20 protein-coding genes and 2 riboswitches are annotated in these 21,569 nt (G+C 72.3%); of the genes, 11 read left to right on the plus strand and 9 right to left on the minus strand.

Going from position 1 to position 21,569, the window contains the following annotated elements:
• Positions 1-213 precede the first annotated feature (213 nt).
• Genes FLL47_RS29935 through FLL47_RS29950 form a run of 4 tightly spaced genes read left to right on the plus strand, consistent with a single transcriptional unit; the run spans position 214 to position 2,268 of the window.
• Complete coding sequence (locus FLL47_RS29935) at positions 214-810, plus strand: molybdopterin-dependent oxidoreductase (RefSeq protein ID WP_222106274.1); 597 nt, start codon at positions 214-216, stop codon at positions 808-810.
• Positions 780-1,544 carry a ferredoxin reductase gene (locus tag FLL47_RS29940; RefSeq protein WP_144124944.1) on the plus strand — a complete coding sequence of 255 codons (765 nt, stop codon included), beginning with the start codon at positions 780-782 and terminating at the stop codon, positions 1,542-1,544. The genes FLL47_RS29935 and FLL47_RS29940 overlap by 31 nt, the downstream gene beginning before the upstream one ends.
• Positions 1,545-1,560: 16 nt before the next feature.
• Positions 1,561-1,839 (plus strand): DUF6510 family protein, encoded by a 279-nt coding sequence (locus FLL47_RS29945; protein ID WP_144124948.1) that lies wholly within the window; start codon positions 1,561-1,563, stop codon positions 1,837-1,839.
• Positions 1,840-1,875: 36 nt separating this feature from the next.
• Entirely contained in the window at positions 1,876-2,268 is a 393-nt protein-coding gene (locus tag FLL47_RS29950) for a PPOX class F420-dependent oxidoreductase (protein WP_144124951.1), read from the plus strand.
• A 109-nt stretch (positions 2,269-2,377) separates the two neighbouring features.
• Here the strand turns inward: FLL47_RS29950 and FLL47_RS29955 are convergent, their stop codons facing one another.
• From FLL47_RS29955 to FLL47_RS29965, 3 genes are all read right to left on the minus strand, one after another.
• Complete coding sequence (locus FLL47_RS29955) at positions 2,378-3,559, minus strand: ABC transporter permease (RefSeq protein ID WP_144124954.1); 1,182 nt, start codon at positions 3,557-3,559, stop codon at positions 2,378-2,380.
• A gap of 64 nt (positions 3,560-3,623) precedes the next feature.
• Positions 3,624-4,346: an ABC transporter ATP-binding protein gene (locus FLL47_RS29960; RefSeq protein WP_144124957.1), complete on the minus strand. Its 723-nt coding sequence runs from the start codon at positions 4,344-4,346 to the stop codon at positions 3,624-3,626.
• The gene (locus tag FLL47_RS29965; protein ID WP_144124960.1) at positions 4,343-5,692 is read right to left on the minus strand and encodes an efflux RND transporter periplasmic adaptor subunit; all 1,350 of its coding nucleotides are present in this window, start codon (positions 5,690-5,692) and stop codon (positions 4,343-4,345) included. Before FLL47_RS29965 ends, FLL47_RS29960 begins: the two co-directional genes overlap by 4 nt.
• Before the next feature lie 247 nt (positions 5,693-5,939).
• Here FLL47_RS29965 and FLL47_RS29970 point away from each other — a divergent pair, with 247 nt between their 5' ends.
• The 6 genes from FLL47_RS29970 to FLL47_RS29995 all read left to right on the plus strand — a co-directional run bounded on the left by FLL47_RS29970 (position 5,940) and on the right by FLL47_RS29995 (position 12,411).
• Positions 5,940-7,598: a DUF4331 domain-containing protein gene (locus FLL47_RS29970; protein WP_144124963.1), complete on the plus strand. Its 1,659-nt coding sequence runs from the start codon at positions 5,940-5,942 to the stop codon at positions 7,596-7,598.
• Between the two features lie 111 nt (positions 7,599-7,709).
• Positions 7,710-9,014 (plus strand): tetratricopeptide repeat protein, encoded by a 1,305-nt coding sequence (locus FLL47_RS29975; protein WP_144124966.1) that lies wholly within the window; start codon positions 7,710-7,712, stop codon positions 9,012-9,014.
• Entirely contained in the window at positions 9,011-10,645 is a 1,635-nt protein-coding gene (locus FLL47_RS29980) for a nickel/cobalt transporter (RefSeq protein ID WP_144124969.1), read from the plus strand. Before FLL47_RS29975 ends, FLL47_RS29980 begins: the two co-directional genes overlap by 4 nt.
• 92 nt (positions 10,646-10,737) lie before the next feature.
• The gene (locus FLL47_RS29985) at positions 10,738-11,268 is read left to right on the plus strand and encodes a hypothetical protein (RefSeq protein ID WP_144124972.1); all 531 of its coding nucleotides are present in this window, start codon (positions 10,738-10,740) and stop codon (positions 11,266-11,268) included.
• A gap of 97 nt (positions 11,269-11,365) precedes the next feature.
• On the plus strand, positions 11,366-12,073 hold the full coding sequence (locus FLL47_RS29990; protein ID WP_144124975.1) for a class I SAM-dependent DNA methyltransferase: 708 nt from the start codon (positions 11,366-11,368) through the stop codon (positions 12,071-12,073).
• Positions 12,070-12,411: an HIT family protein gene (locus tag FLL47_RS29995; RefSeq protein ID WP_144124978.1), complete on the plus strand. Its 342-nt coding sequence runs from the start codon at positions 12,070-12,072 to the stop codon at positions 12,409-12,411. The genes FLL47_RS29990 and FLL47_RS29995 overlap by 4 nt, the downstream gene beginning before the upstream one ends.
• Positions 12,412-12,531: 120 nt before the next feature.
• Here FLL47_RS29995 and FLL47_RS30000 read toward each other — a convergent pair whose 3' ends face one another.
• The 6 genes from FLL47_RS30000 to FLL47_RS30025 form a co-directional block, all read right to left on the minus strand.
• Positions 12,532-13,005: an NUDIX hydrolase gene (locus FLL47_RS30000; protein WP_144124981.1), complete on the minus strand. Its 474-nt coding sequence runs from the start codon at positions 13,003-13,005 to the stop codon at positions 12,532-12,534.
• 67 nt (positions 13,006-13,072) lie between these two features.
• Complete coding sequence (locus tag FLL47_RS30005; protein WP_144124984.1) at positions 13,073-13,852, minus strand: ABC transporter ATP-binding protein; 780 nt, start codon at positions 13,850-13,852, stop codon at positions 13,073-13,075.
• Between the two features lie 46 nt (positions 13,853-13,898).
• On the minus strand, positions 13,899-14,819 hold the full coding sequence (locus tag FLL47_RS30010; RefSeq protein ID WP_144124987.1) for an ABC transporter permease: 921 nt from the start codon (positions 14,817-14,819) through the stop codon (positions 13,899-13,901).
• Complete coding sequence (locus FLL47_RS30015) at positions 14,816-15,823, minus strand: ABC transporter substrate-binding protein (protein WP_144124990.1); 1,008 nt, start codon at positions 15,821-15,823, stop codon at positions 14,816-14,818. The genes FLL47_RS30010 and FLL47_RS30015 overlap by 4 nt, the downstream gene beginning before the upstream one ends.
• A gap of 26 nt (positions 15,824-15,849) precedes the next feature.
• A complete protein-coding gene (locus FLL47_RS30020) occupies positions 15,850-17,022 on the minus strand; it encodes an agmatinase family protein (protein ID WP_144124993.1) in 1,173 nt (390 codons plus the stop codon).
• A gap of 52 nt (positions 17,023-17,074) precedes the next feature.
• Positions 17,075-17,204, minus strand: a riboswitch (guanidine-I (ykkC/yxkD leader).
• Between the two features lie 91 nt (positions 17,205-17,295).
• Positions 17,296-17,661 (minus strand): DUF2784 domain-containing protein, encoded by a 366-nt coding sequence (locus tag FLL47_RS30025; protein ID WP_144124996.1) that lies wholly within the window; start codon positions 17,659-17,661, stop codon positions 17,296-17,298.
• A gap of 39 nt (positions 17,662-17,700) precedes the next feature.
• Positions 17,701-17,834: riboswitch (cobalamin riboswitch) on the plus strand.
• Between the two features lie 57 nt (positions 17,835-17,891).
• On the opposite strand from FLL47_RS30025, the gene cobN reads away from it, so the two are divergent.
• Positions 17,892-21,542, plus strand: a complete 3,651-nt coding sequence (cobN, locus tag FLL47_RS30030) for a cobaltochelatase subunit CobN (RefSeq protein WP_186315987.1) — start codon at positions 17,892-17,894, stop codon at positions 21,540-21,542.
• Positions 21,543-21,569: the final 27 nt, after the last annotated feature.

Here is a 21,569-nt window from a genome sequence, read left to right on the forward strand (position 1 = left end):
CTCACCACCGGAAAGGCGCGTCCGCACTGCGGGCGCGCCTTTCCGCATTCCGCCCCCGGCCCGCACGTGCCCGCCGGACGCGCCCGCCACTCCGGTGATCATGAAGTTGTGGCGGCGACACGCCGTCGAGCCGTGCCATAAGTTCATGATCAACGCGGAAGAGCGGGGGTGGGCGGGGGTGCGGGGTGGTAGTTGTGGGGGATGGGTGGGATTGTGTCGCCGGGGTTCCGGGGACGGCGGGGAGTTGAGGGCGGCGGGGTGCGGCTGCCGCCGGGGCAGTATCTGACCGAGGACTTCCCGGTGCTGACGGCGGGGCCGACGCTGCGGGTGCCGACGGACACCTGGGAGTTCGTGATCATCACGGAGGCCGGGGAGAAGCACCGGTGGGACTGGAAGCAGCTGATGGCGCTGCCCAGTGAGCGGCCGACGGTCGACCTGCACTGCGTCACCAAGTGGTCGAAACTGCGCACGGACTGGCAGGGCGTCAGCCTGGATGTGCTGCTGGATGGCGTGGACACGGCCGCCGACTACGCGATGGTCCACTCGTACGGCGGCTACACCACGAACCTGCCGTACGAGGACCTGCGGAACGGGCAGGCCTGGATCGCGTACAAGTTCGACGGGGAGGATCTGACGCCCGAGCACGGCGGCCCGGCCCGGCTGCTGGTGCCGCACCTGTACCTGTGGAAGTCGGCGAAGTGGGTGCGCGGCATCACGCTGACGGACGAGGACAGCCCGGGGTTCTGGGAGAGCGCCGGCTACCACGACTACGGTGACCCATGGCGCGAGCAGCGGTACCAGGGGGACTGAGCCCGCGGCTGGTCTGGCGGGCGGCCAGGCTGGTCGAGTTCCGGGACGAGACGCCCAGCGCGCGCACGCTGGTGTTCGACGTGCCCGACTGGCCGGGGCACCTGCCCGGCCAGCACGTCGACGTGCGGCTGACGGCCGACGACGGGTACAGCACGCAGCGCAGCTACTCCATCGCCACGCCCGCCGACGGCTCGCGCGTGGTGCTGACCGTGCAGCTGGTCGAGGACGGGGAGGTGTCGCCGTACCTCACCGAGACCCTGTCGGTCGGCGACGTGATCGAGCTGCGGGGGCCGGTGGGCGGGTGGTTCGTCTGGCGGTCCGCGGACCCGGCGCCGGTGCTGCTGATCGGCGGCGGGTCGGGCATCGTGCCGCTGATGGCGATGATCCGGGCCCGGCGCGCGGCGGGCAGCAAGGCCCTGTTCCGCCTCATCTACTCGGCGCGCACGCCGGAGGACCGCTACTACGCCGACGAGCTGCGCACCCGGGTCCGCGACGACTTCGGGCTGGACGTCAGCTACGTGTACACCCGCAAGACGCCCGAGGGCTGGCCGCTGCCGCCGCGGCGGCTGGGCGTGGCCGATGTCAACAACGGCGGCTGGCCGCCGGACTTCCAGCCGGCCTGCTTCGTGTGCGGACCGACCGGTTTCGTCGAGGCGGTCGCGGACATCCTGATCGCGCTCGGCCACGACGCGCGCCGGGTGAAGACCGAGCGCTTCGGACCCAGCGGGACCTGACGGAAGGCATACCGTGATGGATCTCTTCTCCGACGACTTCACCGACGGCAACGCGCTGGCAGGACCGCTGCGCGAGATCTTCGCGGTGGACATGACCAGTGCCATGGGGCGCTGCGTCAGCTGCGGTGACGAGGGACCGGTGGCGGGCATGAAGGTGTACGCGCACGCGCCCGGCCTGGTCGCACGCTGCCCGTCCTGCCAGGAGGTGGTGATGCGGCTGGTCCGCGGCCCGAGCAGCGCCTGGCTCGACCTGCGCGGCACCATGTCGCTGCGCATTCCGATGCCCGCGGAGTAGCCGTCTCCGCCGGAGATAACGGGTAGATTGCGTCCTATGACTATTTTGACCGACGATGACATCGCGCTGCTCAACGAGCCCCAACTGGCCCATGTCGGCGTGATCGACTTCGACGGCTCGCCGCACGTGACTCCGGTCTGGGTCGACACCGACGGCGAGCACATCCTCTTCAACACCGCCAAGGGCCGGGTGAAGTACAACAGCCTGGTCCGCGATCCGCGGGTCGGGATCTCCATCGTGGACAAGGCGAACGACTACCGCACCCTGTGGGTGAAGGGCGACGTCGAGTTCGTCGAGGAGGGCGCGGACGCGCACATCGACAAGCTCGCGTACAAGTACCTGGGCAAGGACACCTACCCGTGGCGCAAGGCCGACGAGGTGCGCGTGATCGTCAAGGTCACCCCGACCGTGAAGCTCGCCCAGGCCTGATCGCGGCCCTGGTCACCGCCCCGTTGAGCGGTAAGAAGGGCACCTTCTGCCACGCAAAGCGTTGTGCCGAGCTGCTGCTCGCTGACGCGAGCCGACGGTGCCCTTCCTTTCATTCGGTGCGGAGGGCGGGGGCGGGGTCGAGGCGGGCGGCGCGCAGGGCGGGCAGGACGCCGAAGATGATGCCGACGGCTGCGGCGACGCCGAAGGACAGGGCGATGCACCAGCCGGTGAGCAGGGTCGGCAGCGGGGTCAGGCGCTCGACGGCGACCGTGGCGGCCGCGCCCAGAGCGATGCCGAGCACGCCGCCGACGCTGGTCAGCAGGACCGCTTCGGCCAGGAACTGGGCGGCGATGTCGGCGGGGCGGGCGCCGACGGCCTTGCGCAGGCCGATCTCGCGGGTGCGCTCACGCACCGACACCAGCATGATGTTGGCGACGCCGACGCCGCTCACCAGCAGCGAGATGCCGGCCGTGGCGCCGAGCACGCCGGTCAGCACGTCCAGGATGTCGCCGAGCACGCTGAGGATCTGGTCCTGGGTGACCACGCTGAAGGCGCTGTCCGGGTGGCGTTCGGCCAGCTCGGCGACGATCCGGTCGCCGAGCGCGGCCATGCCCGCGGGGTCGTCGGCGCGCACCGCGAGGCCGTCCACCCGGGTCGTGGCGAACAGCCGCTGCGCCGTGGTGAGCGGGATGTGCACCTCGTCGTCGCGGTCGACGCCGAGACTCTGCCCGAGTGGCGCGAACACCCCGGCCACCCGGAACCGCACCCCCGCGACGGTGATCTGACGGCCCACCGGGTCGGCGTCGCCGTAGAGCACCCGTGCCACGGTGGCACCGAGCACGGCGACCCGCCGGGCGCTGTCCACGTCGGTGCGGCTGAGGTACCCGCCGCGGGCGATGTCGCGCACCAGCACGGTGCGGTTGTTCTCCAGCACGCCGGCCACCGTGGTGAAGGTCTTGGCCGTGCCGGCCTGCACCATCTCGCCGGACGCGACGGACGCCGCGACCCGCTTCGGGTCCCCCACGACACGAGCCACCGCCTCCACGTCGGACAGCTGCATGCGGGAGACGGTCGGCATACCGATCTCCAACTTGCCCGGCACCACCAGCAGCAGGTTCGAGCCCAGCTGGTCGACGCGCCCGGCCACCTCGCGGCGGGTGCCGTCGCCGATCGCGATCAGCACCATCACCGAGCTGACCCCGATCATCACGCCCAGCACGGTGAGCCCGGTCCGCAGCCGCGCGGCCACCAGCGCGCCGACCGCGACCCGCGCCGCTTCGCCGATCCTCATGCCCGTCCCCGTCCATCCCGCGTCGCGGCCGGACCGCAGTCCACCCGTGCCGCGTGGGTCGTCCTCATGCCCGTGCCGGACCGGTCGGGGCCGCCGTGATGTCGTGCTCGGTGTCGGTGATGATGCGGCCGTCGCGCATCACGATCCGCCGTCGGGCGCGGGCGGCGACATCGTGGTCGTGGGTGACGACCGCCAGCGCCACGCCGTGTTCGGCGTTGAGCTGCTCCAGCAGGTCGAGCAGGTGCCCGCCGGAGGCGGAGTCGAGGTTGCCGGTGGGCTCGTCGGCCAGCAGCACCGCAGGCTCGGTCACCAGCGCGCGGGCGATCGCCACCCGCTGCTGCTCGCCACCGGAAAGCTGGCCGGGCAGGTGCCGCGCCCGCGCGCCGAGCCCGACCCGGTCCAGCAGCTCGGCCGCGCGCCGCCGCCGCTCGGCGCGGCGCACGCCGCGGTAGACCAGGGGCAGTGCCACGTTGTCCAGTGCCGACGTCCGGGGCTGCAGGTGGAAGCCCTGGAACACGAAGCCGACGACCCGGTTGCGGATGCGGGCCAGCTCGGCCTCGCCGACTGTCGTCGTGTCGTGGCCGTCGATGACGACGCTGCCGGCGGTCGGCCGGTCGAGCCCGCCCAGCAACTGGAGCAGCGTCGACTTGCCCGATCCGGACGGGCCCACCACGGCGATGTGGTCGCCGCGGCGCACGGTCAGGCTCACCCCGCGCAGCGCGGCCACCTCCGTCTGGCCCACCCGGTACGTCCGGGCGGCCTGGCGCACCTCGATGGCCGCGGTCACTCGACCGTCATCCCCTCGAGGATCTGCTCGAGCCCGCTGACGACGACGCGGTCGCCGTCGACCAGGCCCTGGAGGATCTCACGGCGGTCGGGCCCGGCCGAACCGGCCGTGACCAGCTGCTTGATCGCCTTGCCGGCCCGGACCAGCCAGACGAAGTCCTTGCCGGCCTGCTGGAAGAGCGCCCCCAGCGGCACCGACAGCGCCGCGCTCGTGTCGCCCAGAGGCAGGTGTGCCGTGCCGGTCATGCCGGGCAGCGGCGCCGGGTCCAGCGGCCCCTCCAGCTTGAACGTGGTGCGGTAGGACACCCCGCCGCGGGCCGCCGGGGTGGGCAGCACGTCGATCGAGGTCACGGTCGCGCTGTACGAGGTACCCGGCGTGGCCTCCAGCGACACGTCGGCCACGTCGCCCGGGCGTACCGAGAGCACGTCGGTCTCGTCGAGTTGCCCCACCACGGACAGCTCGCTCAGGTCCACGATGGTCACGATCGCCTTGCCCGCGGAGACCGGGTCGCCCACCTCCGGGGCGGCGTTCACGCCGGGATCGCCGGCGCCGCCCGCACCGATGTCGATCCCGGTCAGGCCCGGCAGCAGGGTGGCCAGCGGGCCGGACGGCAGCCGGTCGGCCAGCAGCGACGAGATGACCGCGTTGCTCTCCGGCCCGCCGAGCTGCACCGTGCCGTTGATCGGCGCGCGCAGGGTCAGCGCGTCGACGGTCGCCTGCGCGGAGTCCAGTGCCGACTGGGTCAGCAAGCGGGTCACCGCGTTGAGCCCGACCAGGATCTTGTCGATCTTCTCCAGGTTGTCGTCGACGTCGTCGGTGAAGTCCTCGAGGTCGTCGATGGTGTCGTTGAAGGTGTTCTGCTGCTCGTTGATCTGGTCGATCGTCTGCTGCCGCAGCTGCGGGAACGGGATCAGTTTCGCGTTGTCGCGTGCGGCGTCGTACTGCTCGTTGCCCGCATCCCGCTGGTCGTCGATGAGGTCGTCCAGGCTGGCGGGATCGATCTTCTTGATGTCCTTGACCCGCTTGGCCGCCTGGCCGGCGCGGGCCAGCCGCTGCTGCGCGATCGGCGAATCGATGACGCCGATGAGGTCACCGGCCTCCACGAGCTGTCCGGGCTCGACCTTCAGATCGACCAGCACACCCCGGGCCGGGGCCCGCAGCGTCGCCGCGTTGCGGGCGTTTACCTGCGCGGGAACGTCGATGACGTCGGACACGCTGGCCCGCCGTACGTCGTCGACGGTGATGGCGGGGTCCGGCTCCTCCACGGCCGCGGCGGCGAGGGTCAGCGGCAGCGCCACGACGGTCAGGCCGACGAGGGCGCGGCGGGAGGAGAAGGTTCGGGTCACCGCGACATCCTATGGCGGGTAATACCACATTCAATGATGTTTGACCGGTGTCTGGGCAAATGAACGAATCGCGCATTTCATGGCTCGTGTTCGGAGCGCCGAGGAGGTGCTTCGAAGCCGGCGGGCATACGGATGGCCCGGTGACGGCAAGTGGACAGGTAGCCATCTATACGTGAGTCCGGGTCCGAAGTTCCGGCAACAGGCGCGGTTCGCGCGTCTGCCCCTCAGAACCGGGGAGGACCCGACCATGAGACTCACCCTTCGCCGACGGGCCCGCCGCCGCACCGGCCTGGCGGTCGCCCTGGCGGCCTGCGTGGCCGTCTCCGGTGGCCTGTACGCGCTCGGACCCGGCGCGGCCGGCGCGTCCAGCCACCGCGAGGCGCCCCTGATCGCGCAGGACCCCGCCGTCGACGCGACGGACCTGTACGCCTTCGTCAGCCCGGACCGTCCCGGCTACGTCACGTTCGTGGCGAACTGGGTTCCGTTCCAGGAGCCGAACGGCGGCCCCAACTTCCACCCGTTCGCCACCGACGCGCAGTACATGATCAATGTGGACAGCGACGGGGACGCGCGGCCCGACGCCCGCTTCCGGTGGACGTTCAAGAACGTCGACAAGCGCGGCAACTCCACCTTCCTGCTAAACAACGGGCCGGTGACCTCGCTCGACGACGAGAACCTGCTGTTCAAGCAGACGTACACGCTGGAGTCCTCGTTCAACGGCGAGGCCTTCCGCACCCGCGCCAGCAACGTCGCGGTCGCGCCCTCGCGGGTCGGCCCGGCGTCCATGCCGGACTACGGCGCGCTGCGCGAGCAGGCCACCGTCAAGCTGCCCGGCGGCTGGCGCGTCTTCGCCGGGCAGGCCGACGACCCGTTCTTCCTGGACCTGCGGGTGTTCGACCTGCTCTACGGCGGCGACCTCAGCGAGACCGGGCAGGACACGCTCGCCGGATACAACGTCAACACCATCGCGCTGGAGGTGCCTTTCAAGGACGTCGCCCTGCGCGGCGACGGCGAGCGCAACCCCGTGATCGGCGTCTGGACCACCACCGAGCGGCCCCGGGTGCGTATCACCGGACGCACCGGCGACCCGCGCAGCGGTGACCGGGTGCAGGTCTCACGGCTGGGCAACCCGCTGGTCAACGAGGTCGTCGTGCCCGCCGGGCTCAAGGACGCGTTCAACGCCTCCCGGCCCGACGGCGACGCGAAGATCCCGCAGCTGGTCAAGCGGGTCACCGAACCCGAGGTGCCCAAGCTGATCGAGGCGATCTACAACATCCCCGCACCGGCCACCCCGCGCAACGACCTGGTCGAGATCTTCCTGACCGGCATCACCACCAAGGCCGACGGCCCGATCAAGGCGGACCTCAACTCGCAGCTGAACAACGCCGACGTGAACCCGGCGAAGTTCCGCCCATCGGAGATGCTGCGGCTGAACCTGTCCGTGCCGGTCACCGCCGACCCGAACCGGCTCGGCGTCATCGGCGGAGACCTGCAGGGCTTCCCGAACGGGCGGCGGCTGGCCGACGACGTCGTCGACATCGAACTGCAGGCCCTGGTCGGGGCGGCGCAGACCGGCAAGATCGTGGACGCGCTGGCCGCCGGGGACGCGGTCGACGCCAACGAGAACGCCTTCGGCGACACCTTCCCGTACGTGGCCCTGCCCAACGCGACCGCGGTCAACGCGGCCGGCGCGGGCCCGGCCGCACCGGCCTCGGCCGACCCGTCCCCGGCATCCGCCTCCTCCACCGTCGAGGAGGGCATGTCCACCGGCGACACCATGACGGTGGTCGGCTCATCCGTAGCCGGCGGCCTGGGCCTGCTCCTCTTCGCCGGCTGGTGGATGCGCCGCCGCAACCGCACCGACGACCACACCCACGGCCCAGACGAACCCGCCCACACCCACTGAGAAAGGAAGGGCATCGTCGGCTCGCGTAGCGAGACGAGCAGCAGCTCGGCGCATCGCTATGCGTTGTAGAAGGTGCCCTTCCCATCGCTGACTCGCGAAAGGGGAGCAACCATGTGGCGACGGAGCATGTGGCGACGCAGCATCGCGGTGGGCGTCACCGCCGCGGCGCTGTTCGGGCTCGGGGGCGCGTTCGGCGCCGCACCCGAGCCGTGGCAGGCCGAACCCGTGTACGCGCAAGGCGATCCGCTGGTCAGGTCGATCGAGCAGGCCCAGGCGCGGCTGCGGGACGTGCCCGGCGACTGGACCACCTGGGCGGCGCTGGGCAGCGCGTACGTCGAGCGGGCCCGGATCACCGGTGACCCCGGCTACTACCCCCGGGCCGAGGGCGCGCTGCACGAGTCGCTGCGCCTGCACCCCGGCCCGCCTGCTGATGCGGCGCTCGCCGGGCTCGGTGCGCTGGCCAACGCGCGGCACGACTTCGCGCAGGCCGAGCGGCTGGCCCGGCAGGCGATCGCGGGCAACCCGTTCAGCGCCGACGCGTACGGCGTGCTGACCGACGCGCTGACCCAGCTCGGCCGCCCCGCCGAGGCGACGGAGGCGGCGCAGCGCATGCTCGACCTGCGGCCGGGTCTGCCCGCGCTGTCCCGGGCGGCGTACGACCTCGAACAGCACGGCCGGGTCGACGAGGCCCGGGAGCTGTGGACACAGGCGCTCGCCACCGCGATCGCGCCCGCCGACCTGGCCTACGTCCACCACCAGCTCGGCGATCTGGCCTGGCACGGCGGCGACCTCGTCGCGGCCCGTACCGCGTACCGGGCCGGGCTGGCCGCGGACGCCGGTTACCTGCCGCTGCGCCACGGGCTCGCCCGCCTCGACGCGGCGAGCGGCCGCACCGCCGAGGCGCTGGCCGGGTACACGGCGCTGACCGCCGCCGCACCGACACCGTCGCTGCTGGTCGAGCACGCGCTGCTGCTGCGCTCGCTCGGCCGCGCCGCCGAAGCCGAGGCGCAACTGACGTTGGCACAGGCCGCGCTCGACCTGCTGGCGGCCGGGGGAGGCGGGGACGACCTCGCCGCCGCGGAACTGGCCCTGGCCCGCGGCGACCATGCCACCGCGGTGCGCCTGGCCACGGGCGAGTGGCGGCGGCGCAAGCACACCGACGTCGCCGACACCCTCGCCTGGGCCCTGCACCAGGCCGGGCGCTCCGCCGAGGCGCTGCCCCTCGCGCGGGCCGCGGCGGCGCTCGGCGCGCGCAGCGCGCTCCACGCGTACCACCTGGGAATGATCGAACTTGCCCTCGGCGACCGCGCGGCCGCCCGGCGCGATCTAGCCCGTGCCCTGCAAATCAACCCCCACTTCTCTCCGGTCGACGCGCCCGCCGCGGCGCGCGCCCTGGCCTCGGCAGGTGCCCGATGAACCGCAGGACGACGATCCGACGGGCGCTGCCGGTCGCGGCGCTGGCAGGAGCGGTGCTCGCGCTGCTTCCGACGCCCGCCTCGGCGCACCCGCTCGGCAACCTCTCCATCAACCAACTGGTCGCGTTGACGCTGCGGCCCGCCGCCGTCGAGGCCACCACGGTCCTCGACGTCGCCGAACTGCCCACGCTGCAGCAGCGGAGCATCGTCGACACCTCCGGTGACGGCGTCGCCGACGCATCGGAGCTGGATGCGCACGCCGCGGCCGCATGCGACGCCTTCGCTCGGGACCTGGCCGCACGCGTCGACGGGCACCCCCTGCGCTGGGCCGTCCACCAGGCCGCGATGACCGTCGAACCGGGCTCGGCGGGCCTGCCCACCAGCCGGATCACCTGCACCCTGAGCGCCCCCGCCCGGCTGGACCGGGCCGCCACACTCACCGTCCACAACGGCCACCGCGCCGACCACGTCGGCTGGCGCGAGATCACCGCCGCCGGCCTCGGCGTGGCACTGCCCGACTCGCCGGTCCCCGCCCGCAGCACCACGAACGAGCTGCGCGACTACCCCGTCGACCTGCTCGGCTCCCCGCTCGACGTCCGCGACGCCCGCCTGTCCACCCGCCCGGCATCAGCCGGAAGCCCGACGGACGGCCTCGCGTCCGGATCGACACCTGACCTGGGCGCGCCCGCGACACCTGACGACCCTGCCCCGCTGCGGTGGGCCGCCCGGGCGCAGCAGCAGGTCCTCGACACCGTCGGCGCGGACCGGCTGACCCCGCTCGTCGGGCTGCTCGCGGTCCTGCTCGCACTGGTGCTCGGGGCAGGTCACGCGCTGCTTCCCGGGCACGGCAAGACCGTGATGGCGGTATACCTGGCCGGCCGTGCGGGTCGTCCCCGCGACGCGGTGACCGTCGGCGCGACCGTCACCGCCACCCACACCGGTGGTGTCATCGCCCTCGGCCTTCTGCTCACCGCAGTCTCCGGGCTGACCGGCCAGACCGTCCTGGGCTGGCTCGGCCTGGCCAGCGGCGCCATCGTGATCACCGTAGGCCTCGCGATGCTGCTGTCGAGCCTGCGCCGCCCAGCCCACAGCCACACCCACGACGCGACCGAGCACAGTCCACCCGGCCAGGGCCTGCGTAACCTCGGTGCGCACCCGCACGGACACCCACACCGCTCGCACGGGCATGGTTCCCATGGGTACGGAGCGCACACGCATGACTCGGATCCACTCGGCTCGCATGGGCATGGGCATCGCCACGGCCTGTTCGGCCACGCCCATTCCCACGAGGGCGGCCATGCGCATGAGCACACAGGGCGCGGGCGGTTCGGGCTCGGTGCGATCGGGGTGGCGGCAGGACTGGTGCCGAGCCCGTCTGCCCTGGTCGTGCTGCTGGGCGCGATCGCATTGGGCCGGACCGGTTTCGGCATCCTGCTCGTGCTCGCGTACGGACTGGGCATGGCGGCCACGCTCACCGCGGCAGGACTGCTGCTGCTCAAGGTCCGTGACCGCTGGGCGGGCCGGTTCGACCGGTTCCGCCGGCTCCGGCTGGCCGGGCCGTACGCCGCGAGCGCCATGGTGCTGCTCGTCGGCGTCGGGCTGGCCGCGCGCGCCGCGACGCTGGTGGTCTGATCGCGGCTTCGCAAGCGACAACTCACTCGTGGCGCGGCAACGGAGACGGCAACATCGACGTCGTGGACACAGGAAGTTGGGCCTGCTGCTACGTGCTGCTGGAGAACCGGACGCCTGCGGAGGTGGCGGCGCTGCTGGGTGGCCGGCTGTCCGCGGTCGTCAGATCAGAACGGGACGCCGCCGCCCAGTCGGTGCCGAACCCGTCGGTGGGGTCCGGTGGTGCGGGCTGGACGGTGCTGGTCGATCCGCACTTCGCCTACGGAGATGCGGACAGCCTCCTGAGCCGGTGGTCGTCGGCGGGCCGGGTGGTGCGCCTGGACGTGATCGAGCGGGAGCGGTTCAGCCACGCGACGGTGTGGATCGACGGGGTCGTGGCATGGGAGGTGTCGTTCGAGGAGGAACTCGACGAACGCCCCACCGCGAGTGCCAACATTCCGTTTGACCTGGAGCGATTGGCGGCAGCGGTCAGCCCGGTGCGTGACGCCGAGACGTGGTATCGCGTGCCGATACTGGCGGCGCGGCTGGTGACCGGCTGGCATCCGCGCCGGAACGAGGCGCGTGGCGATCGCGCCTTCGCCGAGGTCATCGTTCCGGGCCGGGAGGGACGGCCATGGCTCTTTTAGAACACCTGTACGACACTTTCGAGCCAAGATGATCTATTATTTCGGAACGGCCTTCTTGTGATCGGATGGTCCGCACCAGCCCTCGAGGAGGATTTCGATGACGGGAACCGAGACAGCGCCGAAGGAAGCCGGTGCGGCCGGGACACGGGGCGACGGCGTCGACGACTGGCTGGCGGACACCCGGACCTCCTATGACACGGTCGCCCGCAGCTACTCCGACCTCACCCGCGACGCCCTGGGTGGGGAGCCCTACCTGCGCGCCGCGCTGGCGCTGTTCGCCGACCTGGTGCAGACCGCGGGCGGCGGGCCGGTGGCGGACGTGGGCTGCGGGCCGGGACACGTCACCGCCCACCTCCACCGGCTGGGCGTCGACGTCTCCGGCATCGACCTCTCACCCGCGATGGTCGACTTGGCTCGGCGCGAGCACCCGCACCTGCGGTTCGAGGTGGGCTCGATGACGGACCTGCCGCTGGCCGACGCCTCGGTCGCCGCCCTGCTCGCCTTCTGGTCGCTGATCCACATCCCGGACGACGCGGTCCCCGCGGTTCTCGGCCACTTCCACCGGGTGCTGCGCCCCGGCGGGCCGCTGCTGGTCGGTTTCCACGCCGGCGACGAGTCGCGCCTGAAGACGGAGGGCTATGGCGGCCACCCGATGCGGCTCCACGTGCACCGCCGCCGGCCGGACCGGGTGGCGGACTGGCTGCGCGACGCCGGTTTCACGGTCAAGGCCCAGTTGCTGCTCGGTCTCGACGAGAGCCTTCCCGGGGCGGTCGTCTTCGCCTGTCGCGAGGCGGGGACGCCATGACCGACGACTTCTACTGCGACGAGGCGCTGAGCGGGCGCACGCCGGTGCGCGTGGTCGCCGAGACCGACGAGGTGCTGGCGTTCCACCACACCCGCCCGTACTGGCCGGTGCACATCGTGGTCGTGCCGAAGCGGCACGTGCCTTCCCTCGTCGATCTCGGCGATGCCGGCGAACCGGTGCTGCACGAGGTGCTGGCGGTGGTCAGGCAGGTCGCCGCCGACGTCACTCGTGAGCACGGGGCCTGCCGGGTGCTCACCAACCTCGGGCGGTACCAGGACTCCAGACATCTGCACTTTCACGTGAACAGCGGCGCGCCGCTGCGACCGGAGACCAGCTGACCGGGCAACCGGCCTGGTCGTGGCCGTAGAGCCGGACCAGGTCCTCGATCTCGGCACGTGCTGCTCGACCTCGACGAGAGCCTTCCCGGGGCAGTCGTCTCCGCCTGCCGCGAGGCCTGACTAGACGGTGGCGAGGGCGGCCGCCGCGCGGCGCAGGCTGCGGGAGATCCAGTACGGGCACTTCGGGTCGTCCTCGGCCTCCTCGACGGTCATCAGCTGGATCGCGGCGACCTCGTCCGGGGCGGCCACCACAGGCCGGGCGTCGGCGGGCAGGTCTGCGGCGAACACGACGTTGACCACCAGGTCGCCGTCGTCGGCGGTGAACAGCGAGCTCTCCACATAGGTCAGCGGCACGCCGGTCAGGTCCACGGCGATCTCCTCGGCGACCTCGCGGCGCGCGGTCTCCTCCAGGATGTCGGTCATCTCGCCGGTGCCCGGCTCGGCCTTGCCGCCCACCCCGGACAGCAGGCCCGCCGCGTGCGCCTCCTGCTCGCTGCGCCTGATCAGCAGCCAGCGCCCGTCCTGGTGCAGGTGGACCTCGACGTTGACGACGAACGCGGGCCGCCCGCCCGTGGTGAGCCATTCCTCGGTCATCCGCGGGACTCTACGGGAGCGGTGGCGTCACCGCGGGTTCGGTCGGCGACGCCACCGCTGGGTGGGATCAGGTGTCGGCGTGGTCGCGGTGGTAGTGCCGGACCAGGTCCTCGATCTGCGCGCGTACGCCCAGGAAGGCGGCGTCGCGCTTGACGATGAGGTCGCGTTCGCCGGGCAGCGGGACGGTCACGTCGGCGGCGACGCGGCCGGGGTTGCTGGCCAGGGTGACGACCCGCTCGCCGAGGAAGACGGCCTCCTCGACATCGTGGGTGACCATCAGGATCGTGGTTCCGCTGTCGCGCCACAGCCGGTGGACGAACAGCTGCATGTCCTCCTTGGTCTGCACGTCGAGCGCGCCGAACGGCTCGTCGAGCAGCAGCACCTCGGGTTCGCAGGCCAGCGCGCGGGCGATGGCGACGCGCTGGCACTGGCCGCCGGACAGCTGCCGGGGCAGCGCGTGGCGCAACTTCGTCAGGCCGGTCGCGGCGAGGTAGTGGTCGACGCGGGCGGCCCGCTCGCCGCGGCTGAGGGGCAGCAGTTCCAGTCCGAACGCGACGTTGCGTTCCACGGTGCGCCAGGGGTAGACGGCGCCGGTCTGGAAGACCAGGCCGCGGTCGGGTCCGGGCCCGGTGACGGGTATGCCGTCGAGCAGCACCTCGCCCGTGGTGGGCCGGGACAGGCCCGCGATCAGGGAGAGCAGGGTGGACTTGCCGGAGCCGGACGCGCCGACCACGCATACGAACGCGCCCCGGGCGACCTCCAGGTCGATGTCCGCCAGCGCGCGCACCTGCTCCCGGCCGCGGGTGAAGTCCTTGCCGACGGCCCGCAGGCTCAGCGACGCCGTCACGGGGTCCGCCCTTCGGGCCGCTCGCGCGGCAGCTGACGCGTCTGCGTCACGAGGTCCACCTTCCGACCCGGTCGCGCAGCAGCCGCAGCGCGACGTCGATGGTGAGGCCGATCAGCGCGATGACCACGAGGACCGCGAAGATGCGGTCGATCTGGTTGAAGCGCTGCGACCGCACGATGCGGTAGCCGAGGCCCTCCTCGGCCGCGAACAGCTCGGCGACGACCACGAAGTTCCAGGCCGCGGCCGCGTTGACCCGGATCGCGTCGAGGATGCCGGGCAGCGAGAACGGGATGACGACCTTGCGCAGCACCTCCCCGCGCCGGGCGCCGAGCGTGTACGACACGTCGACGAGCGCGCCGGGCACCCGGCGTACCGCGTCGGCGGTCATCAGGGTGTTGAAGAAGACGGTGCCGAGGAACAGCAGCGCCACCTTCGACATCTCGTCGATGCCCAGCCAGAGTGCCAGCAGCGGAATGAACGCGCTCGCGGGCAGGTAGCGCAGCAGGCCGATGACCGGCTCGAACGCGGCCCGCCCGGCCTGGAACGCGCCCATCGCGATGCCGAGCGGCACCGAGACCGCCACGGCCAGCCCGAAACCGAGCAGCACCCGCCGGATGCTGGCCAGGGTGTCGCCGAGCAGCAGCCCGTCGCGGGCCAGGTCCAGCCCGGCCGCCCACGCCTGCGCGGGGGACGGCAGGTAGTCGGGGCGGCCGTCGATGGCGGCGCTGAGCAGCTGCCACAGCGCGAGCGGCACGAGCACGGACAGCGCGGTCAGCACCAGCCGGGACGGGCGCGGGATCGGGGCGCGTACCCCGAGCACGCGCGGCACCCGGCGCGGCGGCTGCCGCCGGGGCAGCGGCGCGAACGCCGCCGCCCCGGCTCCCGGACCGGCGTGCACCGCGACGGCCGCGCCGTCGGCTGTGGCGGTGCCACCGGTCAGGTCCATGTCCGCCGCGCTCAGGTTCATGGGGACACCGCCTGGACGAACTTCGGTTCGAGCAGGCCGTCCAGCGGTGGCGCGGTGTCGACGAGCTTGGCGGAGACCATGAACTCGGCGATCGACTTCGCCTGGAAGTCGAGGTTGGCGGGGGTGGAGCCGGGCGTGAACGCGGCCAGGTTCTGCTCGCGGGTGAAGATCGTCGTACCGGCGTCGTACGACTTGTAGTCGGCGGCGCTGACGCCGGCCTTCTTCGCCATGATGGCGATCGCGGCGTCCGGGTTCGCCTTGATCCAGGCCAGGGTGTCGAACCAGGTCTTGACCACGGCCTGCACCTCGGTCGGGTGGTCCTTGACGAACGCGGCCGTGAACACCAGGTGGTCAGGGATCGCACCGGGGAAGTCGGCACTGGTGGCGATGGCCTTGCTGCCGGGCAGGCCGAGCGCGGTGGTGGTGAACGGGGCGAACGCGCCCACCGCGTCGACCTCGCCGGTGGTGAACGCGGCCGCGGCGGCGTCGGTCAGCATCGGCTTGAGCTGGATGTCGGCCTCGCTCAGCCCGGCCGTCTTCAGCGCCAGCAGCAGCAGGTAGTGGTCGACGGTGCCCTGCTCGACGGCGACCCGCTTGCCCTTCAGGTCGGCGAGCGTGTTGATGCCGGGCTTGGCGATGATCTGGTCGTTGCCGGTGGAGTTGTCGTTGACCAGCACGATGGTCTGCTGTGCGCCGCCGCTGATCGAGGTCAGCGTATCGCCGAGGGTCTGGCTGTTGGCGCTGAGATTGCCGGTGGCCAGCGCGGTGAGGCTGTCGGTGTAGCTGTCGAAGTACTTCAGCTCGACGGTGACGCCGTTCTTGGCGAACAGGTCCTGCTCCTGGGCGACCTGCCAGGGGAACCAGCCGGGCCAGGCGCTGAAGCCGAGCACGACGGTGGCGGGCGCGCCCGGCGCGGGCTCGTCCTCGCCGCAGGCGGTGGCGGGCAAAACCAGTGCGGCGACGGCCGTGACGGCCGCCAGGCGGTGGAGGAAACGACGGTTCATGTATGTCTCCTGGGTGAGTCGAGAGGTCAGGAGGTGCGGCGGGGCAGATGGCCGGCGCGCACCAGGCAGCCGAGCGTGTCGCAGATGACGCGGGTCGCGATGAGCGACGTGATGTCGGCGTTGTCGTACGGCGGGGAGCACTCCACGATCTCGATGCCCGCCAGCGGACGCTCCGCGATGAGCTGGATGAACTTGAGCACCTCGCGGGGCAGGAAGCCGCCCGGCTCGGGCCAGCCGGTGCCGGGCACGAACGCGGCGTCCAGGCAGTCCACGTCGAAGGACAGCCACACCGCCTCGGCCCCGTCCCAGGCCACTTCCAGGGCGCGTTCGGCGGCGGCCTCGATGCCCATCTCCACGCAGTCGGTGACCGTCATGATCGTGGTGCCGCGTTCCCGGCCGACCTTGACGCCGGGCCGCGGGGCCTGCCAGCCGCCGATGCCGATCTGGACCAGGTTCTTCGGGGGCACGTTGGGGATGTCCGTGGCGTGGAACCACGGGGTGGTGTGCATCCGCTCGTCGAGGTCGGTCTCCTGGGTGTCGACGTGGCGGTCGAAGTGGATGATGCCGAGGTTGCCCTGGAGGTGCTCGGCGACGCCGCGCACCGTGGGGTAGCCGATGGAGTGGTCGCCGCCGAGCACGACCGGGAACGCGCCCGAGGCGTACACGTGGCCGACGGCCTTGGAGATCTGGTCGAACGTCTTCTCGATGTTGGCGGGGATGGTGAACACGTCACCCAGGTCCGCGATCGTGATCGACTCTCGCAGGTCCACGCCCAGCTCGAAGCTGTACGGGCCGTACAGCGCGGAGATGCGCCGGATGCCCTGCGGGCCGAACCGGGTGCCGGGGCGGTAGGTCGTGCCGCCGTCGAACGGCGCACCCAGCACGGCGACGTCGTACTCACCGCACCGGCGTACGTCCTCCAGGTACGGGGCCTTGAGGAAGGTGTTGATGCCCGCGAAGTGCGGCAGCTCGCCACGGGAGAACGTCGGGATGCGCCTGTCGACGATGGAGTCCGCGCCGGGCAGGCCGTACTCCAGCCCGCGGGCGATCTCCTCCTCCCACTTCGTGGTGGGCAGCTCGGCCTCGCGCGCGACGGCGTACGCCGCCTCGGGGCCGTAGTGCTCGTGCAGGCCGTGCTGCTCGCGCAGCGCGTTGTCGTCGGGCGAGCCGTGGCGGTGATGGTGGTGGGCGAAGCCCATGGGGCGCCTCCGAGACGAGGAGCCTGGCCGTGAAACAGCCAGGTGTTCGGCTGTCTCCCGGGCTTTTGTCCCGCCGTGGAACGGCCACGCCGCTGCGCGGGCCGCCTGCGCCTCTCGGACCAGGCCCGTCCGGCGACCCGTGACGACAGGGCCGGAACGGCGGAACCCTAGGCGCGCCTCACCTTCGGTGAGTCACCGTGGATTACATCGGCGCATGGTTTCCGCTCGATGTCGTCCCCGTTGCCACCCCGTGACCGCCGTGCCGGGGTTACCTCAGGGACGATCGTGAGCGGTCCGGCGACGGAGCAGGAAGCCGGTCCAGGAGATCAGCACGACCAGGCCCGCCAGGACCTGCAGCAGCACGGTGTACCGCTCGGGGTAGACCACGCCGGTCAGGTAGGTGTCGATGAACCCCCGGCTCAGGCCCTGCTCGCCGGCCTCGCGGCGGGCCCAGTCCTCGACGTACGTCAGCGGGCAGTCGATGCCGAGGAGCACGGTGGCCAGGCCCCAGCCGACGGCGAACAGGTGGGGCAAGATCAGCCAGGGCCGCCACCAGGCGAGGAAACCGCCGGCGACGACGTACGCGAGGAACGCGAAGTGCACCACCATGGTGGCGTCGGCGAGCCACTGATAGGCCATGCTCCATTATCTGCCGCTAGGATCGCACTCGGCGGCAGGGAGGAACTCGGGGAAGAGCCGAGACGGTCCCGCCACTGTGACCGGGGAGCCCGTCCCCACCCCGTCGACACACTGTCGAGGCCACCGCAAGGGAAGGCCCGGGGCCGGGCGTAGATCCGGGAGTCAGGAGACTCCGGCCGCCGCATCGACTCTGCTACCGGGGCGCGGACCCCGACAGGAGGTACGCGGCCATGACGGCTGTCCAAGGTCTGCTGCTGTCCACTGCGGACACCGAGCTGCTCGCCGCCCGGGCGTCGGGCGCGCCCTGGCGCATCGCCAACCCTGCCCGCCTCGACGCCGGCGATGTCCCCGAGCTGCTGCAAGACGTCGCCTTCGGGGTGGTGCGCCTGCTCGGCGGCCGCCGCACCTGGCCGGAAGGGCTCGCCGCGGTGCTCGCCGCGGGACTGCCGGTGGTGGTGCTGGGCGGGGAGGCGGTGCCCGACGCGACGCTGCAGGCCGAGTCGACCGTGCCCGCCGGGGTGGCCGGGGAGGCGCTGGCCTACCTGGTCGAGGGCGGTGCGGACAACCTGCGCGAGCTGCACCGGTTCCTGTCGGACACGCTGCTGATGACCGGCGAGGGCTTCGACGCGCCGCAGACCGCGCCCGAGTACGGCGTACGCCCCGCCCCGGCGCACGAGGCCGGACGGCCGACCGTCGGGATCGTCTACTACCGGGCGCACGAGCTGGCCGGGAACACCGCGTTCGTGGACACCCTCGCCGGGGCGCTGCACGACGCGGGCGCGAACGCGCTGCCGGTGTACTGCGGCTCGCTGCGCGGCGTGCCCGACGGGCTGCGAGACCTGCTGCGCGGCTGCGACGCGCTGGTCGTCACGGTGCTGGCCGCGGGCGGCACCGTCGCGGCGGACGCGAGCGGCGGCGGGGACGACGAGGCCTGGTCGGTGGCGGCGCTGGCCGAGCTGGACGTGCCGGTGCTGCAGGCGCTCTGCCTGACCTCGTCGCGGGCGGTGTGGCAGGACTCGGACGCGGCGCTGAGCCCCATGGACGCGGCGATGCAGGTGGCGATCCCGGAGTTCGACGGCCGCCTGATCACGGTGCCGTTCTCGTTCAAGGAGCCCGGCCCGGACGGCATCCCGGTGTACGCCGCCGACCCGGAGCGGGCGGCCCGGGTCGCGGGCATCGCGGTGCGCCAGGCCCGGCTCCGGCACGTGCCCAACGAGCGCAAGCGGCTCGCGATCGTGCTGTCCAGCTACCCGACCCGGCACTCGCGGGTCGGCAACGCCGTCGGCCTGGACACCCCGGCCAGTGCCGTGGTGCTGCTGCGGGCACTGCGCGAGGCCGGGTACGACCTGGGCGAAGGCTTCCCCGAGGACGGCGACGCGCTGATCCATACGCTGATCGCGGCGGGCGGACACGATGTCGAGTGGCTGACCGAGGAGCAGCTGGCCGCGGCCCCGGCCCGGGTGCCGCTGCGCGAGCACACCCGCTGGCTGGACGCGCTGCCCGCGAGCCTGCGCGACGGCATCGTGCAGGCGTGGGGCGAGCCGCCGGGCGAGCTGTACGTCGATCGGGGCGAGATCGTGCTGGCCGCGCTGCGCTTCGGCAACGTGCTGCTGATGATCCAGCCGCCGCGCGGTTTCGGGGAGAACCCGGTCGCCATCTACCACGACCCGGACCTCGCGCCGAGCCACCACTACCTGGCCGCGTACCGGTGGCTGGACGAGTCGTTCGGCGCGGACGCGGTGGTGCACCTGGGCAAGCACGGCACCCTCGAATGGCTGCCGGGCAAAGGGCTGGGCCTGTCCCGCGAGTGCGCGCCGGACGCGGTGCTCGGTGACGTGCCGCTGGTGTACCCGTTCATCGTCAACGACCCGGGCGAGGGCACCCAGGCCAAGCGGCGCGGGCACGCGGTGATCGTGGACCACCTGGTGCCGCCGATGGCCCGCGCGGAAACGTACGGCGAGATGGCGAAGCTGGAGCAGCTGCTCGACGAGTACGCCACCGTGCAGGCCCTCGACCCGACGAAGCTGCCCGCGGTGCGCGCCCAGATCTGGACCCTGATCCAGGCCGCGCAGCTGCACCACGACCTGCACCAGGCCGACATGCCCGGCGTCGACGACTTCGACGACTTCATCCTGCACGTCGACGGATACCTGTGCGAGGTCAAGGACTCGCAGATCCGCGACGGCCTGCACATCCTCGGCGGCGCGCCGGAGGGTGAGGCGCGGATCAACCTGGTGCTCGCGGTGCTGCGCGCGAACCAGGTGTGGGGCGGCGTGCGCGGGGCGCTGCCGGGCCTGCGGGCGGCGCTGTGCCGCCGGTACGGGCTGGACGAGCGGGCGCTGCTGGCCGAGCCGGGAGCCGCGGTGGCCGTGCCCGCCGACCTGACCGAGGTGGCCGACGGTCCGGCCCGCACCGGCGCGGACGCCGTCGACCTGATCGAGGGCGTGGCCCGGCGGCTCGTCGTCGGCAACGAGACGCTGGGCTGGGAGCCGTCGAAGGTTCCGGCGATCGTCGCCGAGGTGCTGGGCGGCCCGGACGACGCCGTCGAGGCGGTGCTGCGCTTCGCCGCGACCGAGGTGGTGCCCCGGCTGGACGCCACCGTGGACGAGGTGACCGCGGTGCTGAAGGCGCTGGACGGGCGCTACGTGCCGGCGGGGCCGTCCGGCTCGCCGACCCGCGGCCTGGTCAACGTGCTGCCGACCGGACGCAACTTCTACTCCGTCGACCCGAAGGCGATCCCGTCGCGCAACGCCTGGGACGTGGGCCTGGCGCTGGCCGATTCGCTGCTGGCCCGGCACCGGCAGGAGACCGGCGAGTGGCCGCGCACGGTCGGGCTGACCGTGTGGGGCACGTCGGCGATGCGCACCCAGGGCGACGACATCGCCGAGGTGCTGGCCCTGCTGGGCTGCCGTCCGACCTGGGACGACGCCTCGCGCCGGGTCACCGGGTTCGCGGTGGTGCCGCTGTCCGGGCTGGGCCGGCCGCGGGTCGACGTGACGGTGCGCATCTCCGGCTTCTTCCGCGACGCGTTCCCGCACGCGGTCGCGCTGATCGACGACGCGGTGCGGGCCGTGGCCGACCTGGACGAGTCGGACGAGGACAACTTCGTGCGCGCGCACGTCCGCGCCGACGAGGCCGAACACGGCGACCGGCGGCGGGCCACCGCCCGCATCTTCGGTTCCAAGCCGGGGGCGTACGGGGCCGGGCTGCTCCCGCTCATCGACGCCCGGAACTGGCGCGACGACAGGGACCTGGCCGAGGTGTACGCGGTCTGGGGCGGCTACGCGTACGGCCGCGACCTGGACGGCCGGGCGGCCCGCGCGGACCTGGAGCGGGTCTACCGCCGGGTCAGCGTGGCGGCGAAGAACGTGGACACCCGCGAGCACGACATCGTCGACTCCGACGACTACTTCCAGTACCACGGCGGCATGATCGCGATGGTGCGTTCGCTGACCGGTGCGTCCCCGACGGCGGTGATCGGCGACTCGCACCTGCCCGACAGCGTGAAGACGCGCACCCTGGGCGAGGAGACCAAACGCGTGTTCCGGGCCCGGGTGGTCAACCCGCGCTGGATCTCCGCGATGATGCGCCACGGCTACAAGGGCGCGTTCGAGCTGGCCGCGACCGTGGACTACCTGTTCGGCTACGACGCCACGGCCGGGGTCGTGGACGACTGGATGTACGAGAAGCTGGCGCAGGCGTACGTCTTCGACCCGCAGGTGCGCGAGTTCCTGGAGCGGTCGAACCCGTGGGCGCTGCGCGGCATCAGCGAGCGCCTGATCGAGGCCGCCGATCGCGGCCTGTGGTCCGACCCGGACCCGGCCATGTTGGACGCGCTGCGGCAGGCCTATCTGGAGGCGGAGGGCGACCTGGAAGGTTGACCGGGCAGTGTCGAGCCGTCGGGTGAT

It is taken from the genome of Catellatospora sichuanensis, assembly GCF_007483665.1.
Classification (GTDB): Bacteria; Actinomycetota; Actinomycetes; order Mycobacteriales; family Micromonosporaceae; genus Catellatospora; species Catellatospora sichuanensis.

Coding starts and splice junctions, on each gene's coding strand:
- FLL47_RS29940 (WP_144124944.1), top strand. CDS start 780: ATGGCGCGAGCAGCGGTACCAGGGGGACTGAGCCCGCGGCTGGTCTGG.
- FLL47_RS29945 (WP_144124948.1), top strand. CDS start 1,561: ATGGATCTCTTCTCCGACGACTTCACCGACGGCAACGCGCTGGCAGGA.
- FLL47_RS29950 (WP_144124951.1), top strand. CDS start 1,876: ATGACTATTTTGACCGACGATGACATCGCGCTGCTCAACGAGCCCCAA.
- FLL47_RS29955 (WP_144124954.1), bottom strand. CDS start 3,559: ATGAGGATCGGCGAAGCGGCGCGGGTCGCGGTCGGCGCGCTGGTGGCC.
- FLL47_RS29970 (WP_144124963.1), top strand. CDS start 5,940: ATGAGACTCACCCTTCGCCGACGGGCCCGCCGCCGCACCGGCCTGGCG.
- FLL47_RS29975 (WP_144124966.1), top strand. CDS start 7,710: ATGTGGCGACGGAGCATGTGGCGACGCAGCATCGCGGTGGGCGTCACC.
- FLL47_RS29980 (WP_144124969.1), top strand. CDS start 9,011: ATGAACCGCAGGACGACGATCCGACGGGCGCTGCCGGTCGCGGCGCTG.
- FLL47_RS29990 (WP_144124975.1), top strand. CDS start 11,366: ATGACGGGAACCGAGACAGCGCCGAAGGAAGCCGGTGCGGCCGGGACA.
- FLL47_RS29995 (WP_144124978.1), top strand. CDS start 12,070: ATGACCGACGACTTCTACTGCGACGAGGCGCTGAGCGGGCGCACGCCG.
- FLL47_RS30000 (WP_144124981.1), bottom strand. CDS start 13,005: ATGACCGAGGAATGGCTCACCACGGGCGGGCGGCCCGCGTTCGTCGTC.
- FLL47_RS30010 (WP_144124987.1), bottom strand. CDS start 14,819: ATGAACCTGAGCGCGGCGGACATGGACCTGACCGGTGGCACCGCCACA.
- FLL47_RS30015 (WP_144124990.1), bottom strand. CDS start 15,823: ATGAACCGTCGTTTCCTCCACCGCCTGGCGGCCGTCACGGCCGTCGCC.
- FLL47_RS30020 (WP_144124993.1), bottom strand. CDS start 17,022: ATGGGCTTCGCCCACCACCATCACCGCCACGGCTCGCCCGACGACAAC.
- FLL47_RS30025 (WP_144124996.1), bottom strand. CDS start 17,661: ATGGCCTATCAGTGGCTCGCCGACGCCACCATGGTGGTGCACTTCGCG.
- cobN (WP_186315987.1), top strand. CDS start 17,892: ATGACGGCTGTCCAAGGTCTGCTGCTGTCCACTGCGGACACCGAGCTG.